Origin of the sequence: Bacillus sp. LNXM12-1 (assembly GCF_003004375.1) — a bacterium.
Classification (GTDB): Bacteria; Bacillota; Bacilli; order Bacillales; family Bacillaceae; genus Bacillus.
On record NZ_PVWX01000001.1, the window covers coordinates 55,505 to 70,145 of the forward strand.

A 14,641-nucleotide genomic window follows, 5' to 3' on the forward strand; every position below is an offset into this window, starting at 1 on the left:
ATACGTTTTCAAAAGGGGGTGTTTTCTTGTTGACACCGGAAAGACATCAACTCATTATCGACTGTTTAGAAGAAAATGATGTCATCAAAATACAGGACTTAACGATTATGACAGATGCGTCTGAATCTACAATTAGAAGAGATCTATCAGCCCTTGAAGAAAAAGGATTTCTTAAAAGAGTCCATGGGGGAGCAGCCAAGATATCAAGTATCCGTCTTGAACCAGATGTATTTGAGAAATCTGCCAAAAACCTTCAAGAAAAGTCATTGGTTGCAGAGGCAGCTGCTACACTTTTAAAACAAGGCGATTGTATTTATTTAGATGCTGGTACGACCACACAGCAAATGATTGAATATATCGATCCCGATCAAGATATTGTTGTGGTGACAAACGGTGTTATGCACATTGAAGCACTCATGAGAAAAGGCATTTCTTTTTACCTGATAGGCGGATCAGTGAAACATCGAACAGGAGCCATGGTGGGAGCCGCAGCTTTGACAGCGATGGAAAATTACCGTTTTGACAAAAGCTTTGTTGGGACGAACGGCATTCATCCCGAGGCGGGGTTTACAACACCTGATCCAGAGGAAGCGCTCATGAAAAAAAGAGCCATGAAGCAGGCGAAAAAAACCTATATCTTATCAGATGCCTCTAAGTTTGGCGAAATATCGTTTTCAGCCTTTGCTAGTTTACAGGAAGCCACCATTATCACAAACGACGCAAAAGAGGATTCATTCGATAATTACCATGAAAAAACGGTTATAAAGGTAGTGAAAACATGATTTATACAGTTACTTTAAACCCATCAGTTGATTACATCGTACACGTGGAGGATTTCGCAGTCGGCGGTTTGAATCGTTCAACCTATGATAAAAAATATCCAGGTGGAAAAGGGATCAATGTCTCAAGGCTTTTAAAACGTCACGGTGTTGAATCAAAAGCGCTTGGATTCATAGGCGGATTTACAGGAAAATATATTCAAGACTTTTTACAAAACGAACAATTACAAACAGCCTTTCACGAGGTGTCAGAAGATACACGAATTAATGTGAAACTAAAAACAGGTGAAGAAACCGAAATCAACGGACTCGGCCCATCTATTACTGAAGCGCAATTTGAGTCGTTTCTGTCTCAATTTTCTTCATTGACTGAAGGAGATGTCGTTGTCTTAGCTGGCAGCATTCCTTCTTCATTGCCTCATAACACGTATGAACGTATTGCTGAGGTGTGCGAAAAGCAAGGTGTCAGAGTTGTCCTTGATATTTCCGGGGAAGCACTAAAAAAAGCAGCAGGCTTGAAACCGTTCTTAATGAAGCCAAACCATCATGAGCTAGGTGAAATGTTTGAGACGAGCATCTCATCTGCGGAAGAAGCCATTCCTTATGGGAAGAAGCTGTTAGAACAAGGTGCTGAACATGTCATCGTATCAATGGCTGGAGATGGAGCTCTCTTATTCAGTAAGGAAGGGGTTTATCAGTCCAATGTTCCAAAGGGCACGCTTGTTAATTCAGTTGGTGCAGGGGATTCAGTCGTTGCAGGATTTTTAGCCGGCGTTTCGAAAGGCCTTTCGATTGAAGAATCATTTAAGCTTGGCGTCACATCAGGCAGCGCTACAGCATTTTCTGAGGAGCTTGGAACAAAAGAGCTTGTCGACACACTATTACCACAAGTAAAAGTCACACGCATTTAAAGGAGGAGTCATCATGAAAATTACAGAACTACTCACAAAGCAGACAATTAAGCTTCAATTAGACAGCCAGCAGAAAGAAGCAGTCATTGAAGAACTAGTCACTGTTTTAGATACAGCAGGCAAGCTAAATGATAAAGAGGGCTACAAAGAAGCAGTGATCAACCGTGAAAAACAGAGCTCTACTGGTATTGGCGAAGGAATTGCTATCCCTCACGCTAAAACAGCAAGTGTAAAAGAGCCTGCCATTGCATTTGGCCGCTCGACAGCTGGTGTAGATTATGAATCACTGGACGCGCAGCCGAGTCATCTTGTCTTTATGATTGCCGCAACTGAAGGCGCAAACAACACGCACTTAGAAGCACTTTCTCGTTTATCAACACTTCTCATGCGTGAAGAAATCCGAAAGCAGCTTCTTGAAGCGGCTACTGAAGATGAAATCATCGATATCATCAATACGCATGACAAGGACGATGATGAAGAAGAAGAGGAAGTTCAAGAAGAGCCGGCTGTATCAGGTAAACCAGCTAAGATTTTAGCAGTAACAGCTTGCCCAACAGGTATTGCGCATACATTTATGGCAGCAGATGCTTTGAAAGAAAAAGCAAAAGAAATGGGCATTGACATTAAAGTCGAAACAAACGGCTCTGGCGGTATTAAACACGCCCTTACGGCAAAAGAAATCGAAGAAGCACCAGCCATCATTGTGGCAGCGGACAAGCAAGTTGAAATGGAACGCTTTAAAGGCAAACATGTCATTGAAGTACCTGTGACAGCTGGAATCCGCCGTCCTCAGGAATTAATTGAAAAAGCAGTCAATCAAGATGCGCCGATTTATAAAGGCTCAGGCGACAGTTCTTCAAAAGACGAAAATGAGTCATCTGGCAAAGGTAGAAGTGGTTTTTACAAGCACTTAATGAGTGGTGTAAGCAACATGCTTCCATTTGTTGTCGGGGGCGGTATCCTTGTTGCAATTTCATTTTTCTGGGGAATTAACTCAGCAGATCCTAAGGACCCTTCATTTAATTCATTTGCAGCTGTATTAAAAGGAATTGGCGGAGATAATGCGCTTGCCTTAATCGTTGCTGTTTTAGCCGGATTTATTGCAATGAGTATTGCAGATCGTCCAGGTTTTGCGCCAGGTATGGTCGGTGGATTTATGGCGTCGGCAGCAGGTGCAGGATTCTTAGGCGGACTAATTGCCGGTTTCCTTGCAGGTTATGTCGTTGTGCTACTTAAAAAAGTATTCACATTCGTACCGCAGTCACTCGACGGGATTAAACCGGTTCTGCTGTATCCATTGTTCGGTATTTTCTTCACAGGCATCATCATGCATTACATTGTTAACACACCGGTAAAAATGGTGATGGATGGATTAACTCACTGGCTTGAAACTTTAGGTACTGGAAACCTTGTCTTAATGGGCATTATTTTGGCAGGTATGATGGCGATTGATATGGGGGGCCCAATTAACAAAGCGGCTTACACATTCGGTCTTGCGATGATTGCTGCTGGAAACTATGCACCGCATGCTGCCATTATGGCAGGCGGAATGGTACCACCATTAGGTATTGCACTTGCTACAACAATCTTTAGAAATAAATTCTCAAAACGTGACCGAGAAGCAGGGATTACATGCTACTTCATGGGAGCTGCCTTCATCACTGAAGGGGCGATCCCGTTTGCAGCGGCTGACCCTCTGCGCGTAATTCCTTCAGCTGTTATTGGAGCAGCAGTGGCTGGCGGATTAACGGAATTCTTTAGAGTCACGCTTCCTGCGCCGCACGGCGGACTATTCGTTTTCTGGGTAACAAATCATCCGGTTCTTTATATCATCAGCATCTTAATCGGTGCCGTTGTAACAGCGATTTTACTGGGTATTTTGAAAAAACCAGTCAAACTAGAAGCGTAATTCAGAAGAGAAGCATCGTGAAGAGCGGTGCTTCTTTTTGTTTAATCATGAACAAATTAGGAAAAAATATCTAATTGAATGGTTGTCTTGTGAATTTTTAAATGACATGTGATAAAGTAAAGTTATTCAATTCACGTTTCAAGTCTTTTAGCAGAAAGTCTTAGGAGGAAGCAGTATTTTGAACGAAGAAAACAAACAAAACGAAAATGATATTCAATCTGATGCAAAGCAAGACAAAACAGAGAAGAAAAGTTCACTGTTTGAATGGATCAAAGCCATTTTAATTGCACTTGCGCTCGTCCTGCTCATCCGTACGTTTATATTTGAGCCGTATGTGGTGGAAGGAGAGTCAATGGAACCGACTCTTCATGATGGGGAAAAGCTGTTTGTCAACAAAACCATTAACTATCTAGGTGGTGTCAAACGAGGTGACATCGTGATTATTAATGGAAAAGATGGCCAGAAGATTCATTATGTAAAACGATTGATCGGCCTTCCGGGAGACACGATTGAAATGAAGGATGATACGCTTTACATTAATGGTAAAAAAGTTGATGAGCCTTATTTAAAAGAGAACAAGGCACATGCGAAAGAGTATGAAGTGCATTTAACAGGGGATTTTGGTCCAGTGAAAGTACCGAAAAACGATTACTTTGTGATGGGGGACAACAGACTCAATTCCATGGACAGCAGAAATGGACTTGGACTCATTGAAAAGGATCGGGTTGTCGGGACATCAGAATTTGTTTTCTTCCCATTTGGCGACATTCGGCAAACAAAATAAAAGCACCCTTCTCAGGTGTGTGAGAAAAGTGCTTGAATGGACGACCCTTTAAAAGAAGGGTCGTTTTAATTTGGCGTGAGCACCGTAACAATGATCACAATCGCCAACACAGAAGCGAAGACAGACCCAGTAATGGCTAAAACGGACCGAAACAATCCGACCTTTTGATTTTCTTTCCCTCGCTTTTGTAAAAAGCGTTTCGAAAAGATGTGTACCAGTGTGTAAATAAGCACAAGCCCAATATAAAGGCCAAAATCCCTTGCATTAAAGCCTGTTGCAGATAAATAAATACCCATAAAGAAAATCAATAAACAGTATTCCATAAGTGTAAGTAATCTCAAATCGCACGAACTCCTTCAATAAATCATTCCCATTTATTATACCATAATGGACAAATTGCCTTCGTTCTTAGCGAGAGACGTTTCTATCAAACGTTATTCATGTTATACTTCATAATGATGAATGAGTGATGGAGGATTAATAAATGATTGCAGTAAATAATGTTAGTTTGCGTTTTGCTGATCGTAAACTATTTGAAGAAGTAAATATTAAATTCACTCCTGGCAACTGCTACGGTCTAATTGGTGCCAATGGAGCTGGTAAATCAACGTTTCTAAAGATTCTTTCAGGTGAAATTGAAGCTCAGACGGGCGATGTTCATATGAGCCCTGGTGAGCGTTTAGCGATTTTAAAACAGAACCATTTTGAATACGAAGAATTTGAAGTATTAAAAGTCGTCATGATGGGTCACAAACGTCTATATGATGTGATGCAGGAGAAAGATGCGATCTATATGAAACCTGATTTCTCAGATGAAGACGGGATTCGTGCAGCAGAGCTTGAAGGTGAGTTCGCTGAGTTAAACGGCTGGGAAGCAGAAAGTGAAGCAGCGATCTTATTAAAAGGTCTTGGCATTCCAGAGAGCCTTCAATCGAAGAAAATGTCTGAGCTTGGTGGTTCTGAAAAGGTAAAAGTACTACTAGCCCAAGCTTTATTTGGTAAGCCTGACGTTCTTCTTCTTGATGAGCCAACGAACCACTTGGACTTACAAGCAATCCAGTGGCTGGAAGAGTTCCTCATTAATTTTGAAAATACCGTGATTGTCGTTTCGCATGACCGTCATTTCTTAAACAAAGTATGTACACATATTGCGGACCTAGACTTTGGAAAAATTCAAGTATATGTCGGTAACTATGATTTCTGGTATGAGTCCAGCCAGCTAGCGCTGAAGCTCAGCCAAGATGCGAATAAGAAAAAAGAAGAACAAATTAAGCAGCTTCAAGAGTTCGTTGCCCGGTTCAGTGCGAACGCTTCTAAATCGAAGCAAGCGACCTCAAGAAAGAAATTGCTTGATAAAATCTCTTTAGACGACATTAAGCCATCTTCACGTAAATATCCGTACGTTCATTTTGCGCCAGAGCGCGAAATCGGAAATGATGTCCTTCAAGTAGAAGGTCTATCGAAAACAATTGATGGTGTGAAAGTACTTGATAACGTCAGCTTTATCATGAATCGCGAGGATAAAATTGCGTTCTTAAGCCGTAATGAGCTTGCTGTATCCACTTTATTTAAAATTCTTGCTGGTGAGATGGAGCCAGACAGCGGGACGTTTAAATGGGGCGTTACAACATCTCAAGCCTTTTTCCCGAAAGACAATAGTGAATACTTTGAAGGAAACGATGTCGATCTAGTGGATTGGCTTCGTCAATATTCTCCTAATGATCAAAGTGAAAGCTTCTTACGCGGGTTCTTAGGACGTATGCTTTTCTCTGGGGAAGAAGTAAAGAAAAAAGCAAGCGTCTTATCAGGAGGAGAGAAGGTTCGTTGTATGTTATCGAAAATGATGCTGTCAGGAGCGAATGTTCTGCTGCTGGATGAGCCGACGAACCACTTGGATCTAGAATCCATTACAGCGCTGAATAACGGTTTAATGAGCTTTAAAGGAGCTATGCTCTTCTCATCTCATGACCATCAGTTTGTTGAAACAGTGGCAAACCGTATCATCGAAGTGACGCCAAATGGCATCGTCGATAAACAAACAACATATGATGAGTTCTTATCAGATCAAGACATTCAAAAGAGACTCGATGAGCTTTATGCATAAATAAGCAAAGACATCCATAAGTGGATGTCTTTTTTTCGATTAAATCGCCCAGTTTCCATTACGGAAGATCGGTTCGCGTTTCCCGTCTTTTGTAATCCCGTCAATATTCATTTCCTTTGAACCAATCATGAAATCGACGTGTGTAATACTGTTGTTCACACCAGCTGCATCCAATTCTTCACGATTCATCTCTTTTCCGCCTTCGATATTGAACGCATACCCGCTGCCGATGGCAAGGTGGTTCGATGCATTTTCATCATAAAGGGTATTGTAATAGAGAATATTCGAGTTTGAGATTGGTGAATCGTCTGGTACGAGAGCAACCTCACCTAGATAATGGGAGCCTTCATCTGTTTCAACGAGCGAAGTTAAAATGTCTTCGCCTTCCTTCGCTTTCACATTGACAATTCGACCATTTTCAAATATTAATGTAAATTCATCAATGATATTTCCTGCATAACTGAGCGGTTTTGTGCTTGAGACAGTCCCATTTACACCGTCTTTTTTAGGTACGGTAAATACTTCTTCTGTCGGCATGTTGGCCATGAAAGAGACGCCGCGCTCACTCACGCTGCCGGCACCTACCCAAATGTGCTGCTCTGGGAGCTCAATCGTTAAATCTGTGCCAGGAGCATCATAATGAAGCTTGTGGTAGTGGCGCTCATTTAGTATTTTGACCTTTTCATTTAGTGACTCATCGTGCTTTTTCCAAGCCTCAACAGGATCTGCTTGATCAGCGCGTGCGACTTTAAAGATTTGATCCCATAATAAAGCGACAGCTTCTTCATCTGTATGGTCAGGGAAAATCTTTTTTGCCCATTCTTTTGATGCAGCGCCTACGACCGTCCAAGCAACTTTGTCTGATTGAACGTATTGGCGATATGTATGAAGGGCTGATCCAGCGGCCTTTTGCTGTGCAGCGATTTTTTTCGAATCAATGCCTCGCAGAAGGTCAGGGCTTTCTGACAAGATCGTGATAAAAGCGCCGCCGCGTTTTGCGATGGTTTCCATCATCTGTGCTTCCCATTCTGGGAATTGGTCAAACACATCCTGCGGTGCATGTTCATATTTTAAACGGGCAAGAACACCATCACTCCAGCGGATATGTACGTTTTTCGCCCCGCGCTCATACGCATGTTTCGCGACAAGACGAACAAGGTCTGCAGATTCAGTAGATGCAGATACGACGACTTCTTGTCCTTTTTGAACATTCACACCGACTTCAACAATGGTCTTAGCATATTGATCTAGTTGTTTTTCAAATGAACTCATAAAAACCCTCCTTTAGTCATGTTCATCATATCAGATTTAAGACCGAAAAGGAAAATGGGGAGCATGCTTAAAGCCAAAATAAAAAAGCCGCTTTCGTGCGGCTTTTTTAGCGGTTCAGTTGTTTCACAGGCTGTGCATTAGAAGGGGGCATATGTGAAAACGACAGGCTCATTCCTCCTAAAATAATACCCGTTAAAATAACTGTGACAACGACTCGTTTACCTAAATCAAGCAACATGTTCTTCCTCCTTCACGTTTATCCATTTCTCACGATATGATCGAAATGATAAAAAAAGAAGTAGAACAAGAAGATTATTTTAATGTTTTTTGCAATTTATGAATGACTTCTAGTGAACGACCTGTTCCGATTGCGACAGATTCAAGTGGATTTGCTGCAATATGAACTGGAACGACAATCTCCTGTGAGAGCCATTCTTGAATCCCATTTAACAAAGCGCCGCCGCCAGTTAAGATCACGCCGCGGTCTACAATGTCACCACTAAGCTCTGGAGGGCTGTCCTCTAATGTGGCACGAATCGCCTCTAAAATATGAAGAAGTGATTCTCGCATGGCACCTTGAATTTCATGAGATTCAAGTGTGATCGTTTTTGGAAGACCTGTCACCAGATCACGTCCACGTACTTCTAATGATTCCGGCTCATGCTCAATGAGACCATAACCAATTTCCATTTTAACCTGCTCGGCTGTCCGCTCGCCGATTAATAGATTATATTTCTTTCGGACAAACGTAATGATATCTTCATCCAGCTGATCTCCGCCAATTCGAATGGAATGACAAGAGACAACGCCGCCAAACGAAATAATTGCAACTTCCGTTGTTCCTCCGCCAATATCGACCACGACGTTTGCAACAGGCTCATCTACCGGGAGATCAGCGCCGATTGCGGCTGCAACAGGTTCTTCTATTAAATGCACGTGCTTTGCTCCGCAGTTTTTCACAGCATCGCTGATGGCACGGCGTTCAACAGCTGTTGAACCAGAAGGTGTACATACCACGACCGTTGGTTTTCTGAAGGTAAACCCGATATTTTTCCCTGCTTTTTTCATGATTTGTTTGAGTAAATCTGTTGTCATATCATAATCAGCGATGACACCGTCTTTCATCGGACGGATCGCCACAATTTTACCAGGTGTTTTCCCAATCATTTCTTTTGCTTCTGCTCCGACTGCGAGTACAGTTTTTGTTTCTGTATCGACTGCCACGACGGACGGTTCATTTAAAATAATTCCCTTATTTTTACTATAAACCAATATGTTAGCTGTTCCTAAATCAATTCCAATTTCGGCATTTTGAAACATGTTTTCACCCAACCTCTATTTTTGCTGTTTTAAACAATTTTACATTTAAAAGTTCAGAGGGTTGATGTCATTTGTGGGGGTTTGTGATGACCTTGAAATGAACTTGTAAAATTCAAGTATCATTTTGACAATCACAATAAATTTTCCCTTTGTTTTTTCTTTTATGAAAAAAATTTTTATAGAGGAGAAACCTTTTGAGAATCTCTTACGTCTACGATATATCAATTGGTGCAAAACAGATTGATCTTGAGCTAATGAAAGAAAGAGGGAACGAAATTGAAATCTATCGGAGTCGTAAGAAAAGTAGACGAACTAGGGCGTATTGTGATGCCAATCGAATTAAGAAGAGCACTTGATATTGCTATTAAAGACAGTATGGAATTTTTTATAGATGGGGAGAAAATCGTCTTGAAAAAATACCAGCCAGAGGGCGTTTGCCTCATGACTGGTGAGATTACATCGGAGAACCATGATTATGGAAATGGTCAAATTACATTAAGCGCTGAAGGCGCAGAACTACTGTTAAAAGAGCTGCAAGAAGCTCTTCAGCAGTAATTAAAATAGCCTGCTCTCTTCCTTTGTGCTGAGAACAGGCTATTTTTTTCTGAAAAAGTTCCTTAAAAATGCCCCATCACCCTCAAAAAATAAGTGGAAAATGGTACAATTGACAAAGAATCTCAGGGCGGCAGGTGGAATCATTTGAACAAAACATATCAAGTGCGGATCGTGTTATCTGTTCTTGCATTTATTTTAATCTTAAGCTGGGATTTCTTTTATTATCTAGGCGGCTATCAAATTAATTGGCCGCTCGATCTAGCCTTTACAGTCTTGGTTTTAACAGGGATCTGGGTTGTCTCAGGCTATGTAGACCGCTTAAATCTACTTGTGTCAGACTTAAATAAGAGAGAAAAAGAAGCACACGAACTGACAGAGCGGCTGAATCGAATCACAGATAACTTGCAAGAAATCGTCTTTGAAACAAACGAGAAAGGTGAAATTATTTTCTTAAATCAAGCATGGACACAAATGACAGGCTATGAGATAGATGAATGTCTAGGCACCATGTACAATCAGTACTTTGATCAAGAGGAGCGCGTGGTCCAGCATTTGTTATCTGTGATCAAGGAACATAAGGATGCGGGGCGGGTAGAACTGCAGCTTCTCCATAAAGAGGGAAAGAAGGTATGGGGAGACGTTCATTACAAGCTCTATTTTGATGAGCATCACCAGTTTACCGGAGGGATTGGGACGGTTGCTGATATTACGAAACAAAAGCAGGCAAAGCTTGAGCTTGAAAGATCCAATCAGCAATTGCAAATGCAGGCGCAAAAGCTGGCTGTTGCTGGACAAATAGCTGCTGGGATCGCCCATGAAGTCAGAAATCCACTGACATCAGTAAATGGCTTTTTGCAGCTGATGAAGACACAATATCCTGAAAGAACCGATTATTTTGACATTATCTTTTCCGAAATTAAACGGATTGATTTTGTTTTAAGTGAGCTGCTTGTATTGGCTAAGCCTCAAGCGGTCCATTTTCAAGAAGTCCAGCTTCATGAGCTCCTAGAACAGGTGATTACCTTATTAAAAACAAATGCAGTTCTTTCAAATATTGATCTCAAACAGCCATTTAAAAAGCAGGATGCCGGTGCTATCCTAGCAGACGCTAATCAAATGAAGCAGCTGTTCATTAATTTAATTAAAAATGCCATTGAGGCAATGCCTGAAGGTGGCAGCATATACATATCTACAGAAAAAGTATTGAATGAATGGAAGATTACCATTCAAGATGAAGGAAAAGGGATGTCTGAAGAGAATATTCAAAAAATATATGATCCTTTCTTTTCCACGAAAAAAGAAGGGACAGGGCTTGGTTTGACCATCTGTGCGACGATTTTAAAAGATCATCACGGAAGAATGGACGTATCCAGTGAGCTTGGAAAAGGCGCAGCTTTTCAAATCTATTTGCCTGTGTGTCAAAAAAGCAGGCAGCAGCAAGTTGAGAGGACGTGATGTCATGACGATGAAAGCTTTATTTGTATATGGGACGCTATTGCTGCATGAAGAGCACCACGAAGCGTACATGAAGGAAAGCAGGCTTTTAGCTAAATCTGCTTGGATGAGTGGAAGGATCTATGATACAGGTCAAGGATACCCAGCGTGCGTTCCCGCAGAAAAAGGCACTGTATACGGAGAATTGTACGAGGTGACCGCTGATGCGTTGAATAAGATAGACGTACTAGAGGAAGGGTATGACAAGCAGGAAATCAATGTCATGACGGATCAAGGTCAGGTAGAGGCCATGACATACACTTTGCCAGAGCAGAAGACATCAGCTCTGAAAGAAATAAAGAGAGGGTGCTGGAAAGCTTATAGACTGTGGCAGCAGAAGCCGTCATCCTTCTATTATTTTGCCTATGGCTCCTGTATGGACGATGCTAGATTTAAGCTGGCAGAAGTCGATCATCACTTCAAACAAATCATCGGCGGCGGTGTACTAAACGGTTTTACCACGAGATTTACATTGGTGAGGCCTGATGGATCAAGGGCTGATATGGTAGAAGACGGCGGCGAAACAGAGGGTGTTTTATATGAGGTTCCTTTTGATGCCATTCGTTATTTGTATAAACGAGAAGGAGTATATGAGGGCACATATCGTCCGGCTTATGTCGATGTCAAAATAGGTGATCAAATTTATGAGGACTGTTTAACCTTTCTTGTGCTTCAAAAGAGCGAAGAAATCGCTCCGCCAGCTCATTATCGCAGTGAAATCGAAAAAGGAGCAGACCTCTACTTAAGTGAAGCGTTCCGCAAAAAAATTCGTTCGCATATGGATTCATTAATCAAACCGTAGTAAAATACATGATAAGTGAAATAAAAGGAGTCTGAACATGAAAAAGGAATATGCAGTCATTGGTCTTGGACGCTTTGGCGGAAGTATTTGCAAGGCGCTGAGCGAAGAAGGACTTGAAGTCATGGCCATGGATATGAATGAAGATCGAGTGAACGAATACGCGAAAATTGCCTCACACGCGGTCATTGGCGATTCGACCGACGAATCCGTTTTAAAAAATCTTGGTATTCGTAATTTTGATCATGTCATCGTTGCAATTGGCGAAAACATTCAGGCAAGTATTTTAACAACGATTATGCTGAAAGAGCTTGGCGTCAAAATGGTCACCGTGAAAGCGCAAAATGACTACCATGAAAAGGTGCTCAACAAAATTGGAGCGGATCGCATCGTTCATCCAGAGCGAGATATGGGCAGACGGATTGCACATAAAATTATTTCAAATAACGTGCTCGATTACCTCGAGCTGTCAGATGAGTACAGCCTGATTGAGATTGTTGCAAACAACAGGCTTGCGGGGCATTCTCTTTTAGATCTTGATATTCGGGCAAGATACGGCATCAACATTGTGGCGATTAAGCGCGGAAAAGAAGTCATCGTTTCCCCTCTGGCAGATGAAATGATTCAAAAAGAAGATATCCTCATTGTCATAGGGGCAGTAGCCGATATAGGACGCTTTGAAAAACGAGAAATGCAGAACGATTATTAAACACTCCGATGACGGGGTGTTTTTTTATATGAATGTGTACATGACAGGTGGACATTGAGAAGGAAATAGACACTGAAAAGGGTTGCTTTGTTCATGTATAACCTCAAAAATGAGTCATCATATTTTTCGTGCAATTATCACTATTCAGAAATAAAAAACAGTGTTTTGATATGGTTGATTTTCTCTAAATGTCATTGACTGGGCAAACAGATTCGTTTACGATAAGAAACATTATATTGTTTACTTGGAGGAGGCAGTGTCGTTGGATAAGGAGCTTTTCAGACATCAAATTGAGGTAGCAGCAAAGAGAAAAAAAGCAGCCCTCGTGATTAAACATGCGAAAGTCATGGATGTGTTTAACCAGGAATGGATAGACGCTGATGTCGCTGTTGAAAATGGACAAATAGTCGGGATAGGGGAGTACGAGGGAGAACAGGAGCTGGATGCAGCAGGTCAAATGCTTGTACCTGGTTTTATTGATGGCCACGTTCATATCGAGTCTTCTATGGTTACCCCTGCTGAATTCTCCAAAGCTGTCGTTCCGCGCGGTGTGACAACTGTCGTAACAGACCCGCATGAAATCGCCAATGTGTCAGGTATAACAGGCATCCGTTTTATGCTTGAAGAAGCGAGAAAAGCTGCCTTACATATTTATTTCATGCTGCCATCCTGTGTACCGGCAGTCAGTTTTGAACGATCAGGTGCTACATTAAAAGCGAAAGATTTAAAGCCCCTTTATCAAGAGAAGGAAGTGCTTGGTCTTGCTGAGGTGATGGACTATGTCGGTGTGGAGCAGGCAGAAGAAGATATGCTTCAAAAACTGCTTGATGCTCAAAACGAGAATAAACTGATTGATGGCCATCTAGCAGGCTTAACAGACCGATTAATAAACGTTTACCGCACGGCCAATGTCCAAACAGACCATGAGGTGACAACAGCACAGGAAGCCCTTGAACGTGTAAAACGAGGCATGTATGTCATGCTGAGAGAGGGATCTGTGGCCAAAAACGTGAAAAACGTTTTACCTGCTGTGAATGAGAAGAATGCGAGACGTTTTTTCTTTTGTACAGATGATAAACATTTAGATGATTTAATGGCGCAGGGAAGTATTGATGAGCAAGTACGGATGTCCATAAAAGCAGGCTTAGATCCATTTTTAGCCTATCAAATGGGAAGCTTAAATGCCGCAGAGTGTTTTGGTCTTAAAACAAAGGGAGCCATTGCACCAGGCTATGATGCTGATTTTATGCTCGTCTCAGACCTTCATCATGTAGACATCTCAAGCGTATTTATTGCGGGAGAATTGGTTGCGCAGCATGGAGTGTACAAACCGAGTGTCGAAAAGATCGCACCGAGCTCAGCATTATTACAATCTGTTCATGCAGTAGACGTTCAAGAGCAAGATATTGCACTGCCTATCACAGACGATCAAAAAATGAATGTCATCCGTATTATTCCGAATCAGCTTGAAACAAAATTAGAACAAGTCACTCCTTCAGAAACGAACGGACAATTTACAAGTGATACAGACAGAGATGTATTAAAAATGGTGCTTGTCGAACGTCATCAAGGTTTATCTGAAATGGGGGTAGGGATTGTCAGCGGCTTCGGCATCAAACAGGGTGCGATTGCAACAACGGTTGCACATGATTCACATAACTTAATTGCAGTTGGCACAAATGATGCCGATATTATTAAAGCGATTGAGGCGTTAAAAGAAGCAGGCGGCGGTTTGACCGTTGTCAAAGAAGGCCAGTCTCTTCATACGCTGCCATTACCGATCTCCGGTTTATTGTCAGATCAGCCGGTACATCTCGTCAATGAAAGCCTCCATGAACTCCATGAAGCACTAAAAGAAACTGGTTTTTCCTTAGACTTTAATCCGTTTTTGACGCTGTCCTTCTTGGCACTTCCAGTCATTCCTGATGTGAAAATGACGACAAAGGGCTTGTTTGATGTCAGAAGCTTTCAGCACCTCCCAATTCAATCATAAAAGAATGAGAAA

At 41.8% G+C, this 14,641-nt stretch carries 14 protein-coding genes; 10 read left to right on the forward strand and 4 right to left on the reverse strand.

The window, feature by feature from the left end; genetic code table 11:
* The first annotated feature begins 26 nt into the window (after positions 1–26).
* The 4 genes from C6Y07_RS00295 (at position 27) to lepB (ending at position 4,383) form a co-directional block, all read left to right on the forward strand.
* A complete protein-coding gene (locus tag C6Y07_RS00295) occupies positions 27–782 on the forward strand; it encodes a DeoR/GlpR family DNA-binding transcription regulator (RefSeq protein WP_106156125.1) in 756 nt (251 codons plus the stop codon).
* A complete protein-coding gene (gene pfkB, locus C6Y07_RS00300) occupies positions 779–1,690 on the forward strand; it encodes a 1-phosphofructokinase (RefSeq protein ID WP_060596156.1) in 912 nt (303 codons plus the stop codon). Before C6Y07_RS00295 ends, pfkB begins: the two co-directional genes overlap by 4 nt.
* Before the next feature lie 13 nt (positions 1,691–1,703).
* Positions 1,704–3,599 (forward strand): PTS fructose transporter subunit IIABC, encoded by a 1,896-nt coding sequence (locus C6Y07_RS00305; RefSeq protein WP_106156127.1) that lies wholly within the window; start codon positions 1,704–1,706, stop codon positions 3,597–3,599.
* Between the two features lie 211 nt (positions 3,600–3,810).
* A complete protein-coding gene (gene lepB / locus C6Y07_RS00310) occupies positions 3,811–4,383 on the forward strand; it encodes a signal peptidase I (RefSeq protein WP_034663870.1) in 573 nt (190 codons plus the stop codon).
* Positions 4,384–4,448: 65 nt separating this feature from the next.
* Here lepB and C6Y07_RS00315 read toward each other — a convergent pair whose 3' ends face one another.
* A complete protein-coding gene (locus C6Y07_RS00315) occupies positions 4,449–4,724 on the reverse strand; it encodes a hypothetical protein (RefSeq protein ID WP_060596158.1) in 276 nt (91 codons plus the stop codon).
* 143 nt (positions 4,725–4,867) lie between these two features.
* Here C6Y07_RS00315 and C6Y07_RS00320 point away from each other — a divergent pair, with 143 nt between their 5' ends.
* Entirely contained in the window at positions 4,868–6,487 is a 1,620-nt protein-coding gene (locus C6Y07_RS00320) for an ABC-F family ATP-binding cassette domain-containing protein (RefSeq protein ID WP_034662692.1), read from the forward strand.
* 39 nt (positions 6,488–6,526) lie between these two features.
* Here C6Y07_RS00320 and C6Y07_RS00325 read toward each other — a convergent pair whose 3' ends face one another.
* The 3 genes from C6Y07_RS00325 to mreBH all read right to left on the reverse strand — a co-directional run bounded on the left by C6Y07_RS00325 (position 6,527) and on the right by mreBH (position 9,079).
* The gene (locus tag C6Y07_RS00325; protein WP_060596159.1) at positions 6,527–7,759 is read right to left on the reverse strand and encodes an aminopeptidase; all 1,233 of its coding nucleotides are present in this window, start codon (positions 7,757–7,759) and stop codon (positions 6,527–6,529) included.
* A gap of 106 nt (positions 7,760–7,865) precedes the next feature.
* Positions 7,866–7,997, reverse strand: coding sequence for a protein YkpC (locus tag C6Y07_RS18840; RefSeq protein ID WP_003210922.1), 132 nt, complete (start codon positions 7,995–7,997; stop codon positions 7,866–7,868).
* Between the two features lie 74 nt (positions 7,998–8,071).
* Positions 8,072–9,079 (reverse strand): rod-share determining protein MreBH, encoded by a 1,008-nt coding sequence (gene mreBH, locus C6Y07_RS00330; RefSeq protein ID WP_060596160.1) that lies wholly within the window; start codon positions 9,077–9,079, stop codon positions 8,072–8,074.
* A gap of 276 nt (positions 9,080–9,355) precedes the next feature.
* Between mreBH and abhA the strand changes: the two genes are divergently transcribed.
* The 5 genes from abhA to ade all read left to right on the forward strand — a co-directional run bounded on the left by abhA (position 9,356) and on the right by ade (position 14,629).
* Positions 9,356–9,634, forward strand: coding sequence for a transcriptional regulator AbhA (gene abhA, locus C6Y07_RS00335; RefSeq protein ID WP_034662686.1), 279 nt, complete (start codon positions 9,356–9,358; stop codon positions 9,632–9,634).
* Positions 9,635–9,778: 144 nt separating this feature from the next.
* Positions 9,779–11,089, forward strand: coding sequence for an ATP-binding protein (locus C6Y07_RS00340; protein WP_106156128.1), 1,311 nt, complete (start codon positions 9,779–9,781; stop codon positions 11,087–11,089).
* 4 nt (positions 11,090–11,093) lie between these two features.
* Positions 11,094–11,930: a gamma-glutamylcyclotransferase family protein gene (locus tag C6Y07_RS00345; protein ID WP_106042315.1), complete on the forward strand. Its 837-nt coding sequence runs from the start codon at positions 11,094–11,096 to the stop codon at positions 11,928–11,930.
* Between the two features lie 37 nt (positions 11,931–11,967).
* Positions 11,968–12,636 (forward strand): potassium channel family protein, encoded by a 669-nt coding sequence (locus tag C6Y07_RS00350; RefSeq protein ID WP_034662681.1) that lies wholly within the window; start codon positions 11,968–11,970, stop codon positions 12,634–12,636.
* A 262-nt stretch (positions 12,637–12,898) separates the two neighbouring features.
* On the forward strand, positions 12,899–14,629 hold the full coding sequence (gene ade / locus C6Y07_RS00355) for an adenine deaminase (RefSeq protein WP_106061530.1): 1,731 nt from the start codon (positions 12,899–12,901) through the stop codon (positions 14,627–14,629).
* Positions 14,630–14,641: the final 12 nt, after the last annotated feature.

Coding starts and splice junctions, on each gene's coding strand:
- C6Y07_RS00305 (WP_106156127.1), top strand. CDS start 1,704: ATGAAAATTACAGAACTACTCACAAAGCAGACAATTAAGCTTCAATTA.
- C6Y07_RS00325 (WP_060596159.1), bottom strand. CDS start 7,759: ATGAGTTCATTTGAAAAACAACTAGATCAATATGCTAAGACCATTGTT.
- pfkB (WP_060596156.1), top strand. CDS start 779: ATGATTTATACAGTTACTTTAAACCCATCAGTTGATTACATCGTACAC.
- mreBH (WP_060596160.1), bottom strand. CDS start 9,079: ATGTTTCAAAATGCCGAAATTGGAATTGATTTAGGAACAGCTAACATA.
- C6Y07_RS18840 (WP_003210922.1), bottom strand. CDS start 7,997: ATGTTGCTTGATTTAGGTAAACGAGTCGTTGTCACAGTTATTTTAACG.
- C6Y07_RS00345 (WP_106042315.1), top strand. CDS start 11,094: ATGACGATGAAAGCTTTATTTGTATATGGGACGCTATTGCTGCATGAA.
- C6Y07_RS00350 (WP_034662681.1), top strand. CDS start 11,968: ATGAAAAAGGAATATGCAGTCATTGGTCTTGGACGCTTTGGCGGAAGT.
- C6Y07_RS00320 (WP_034662692.1), top strand. CDS start 4,868: ATGATTGCAGTAAATAATGTTAGTTTGCGTTTTGCTGATCGTAAACTA.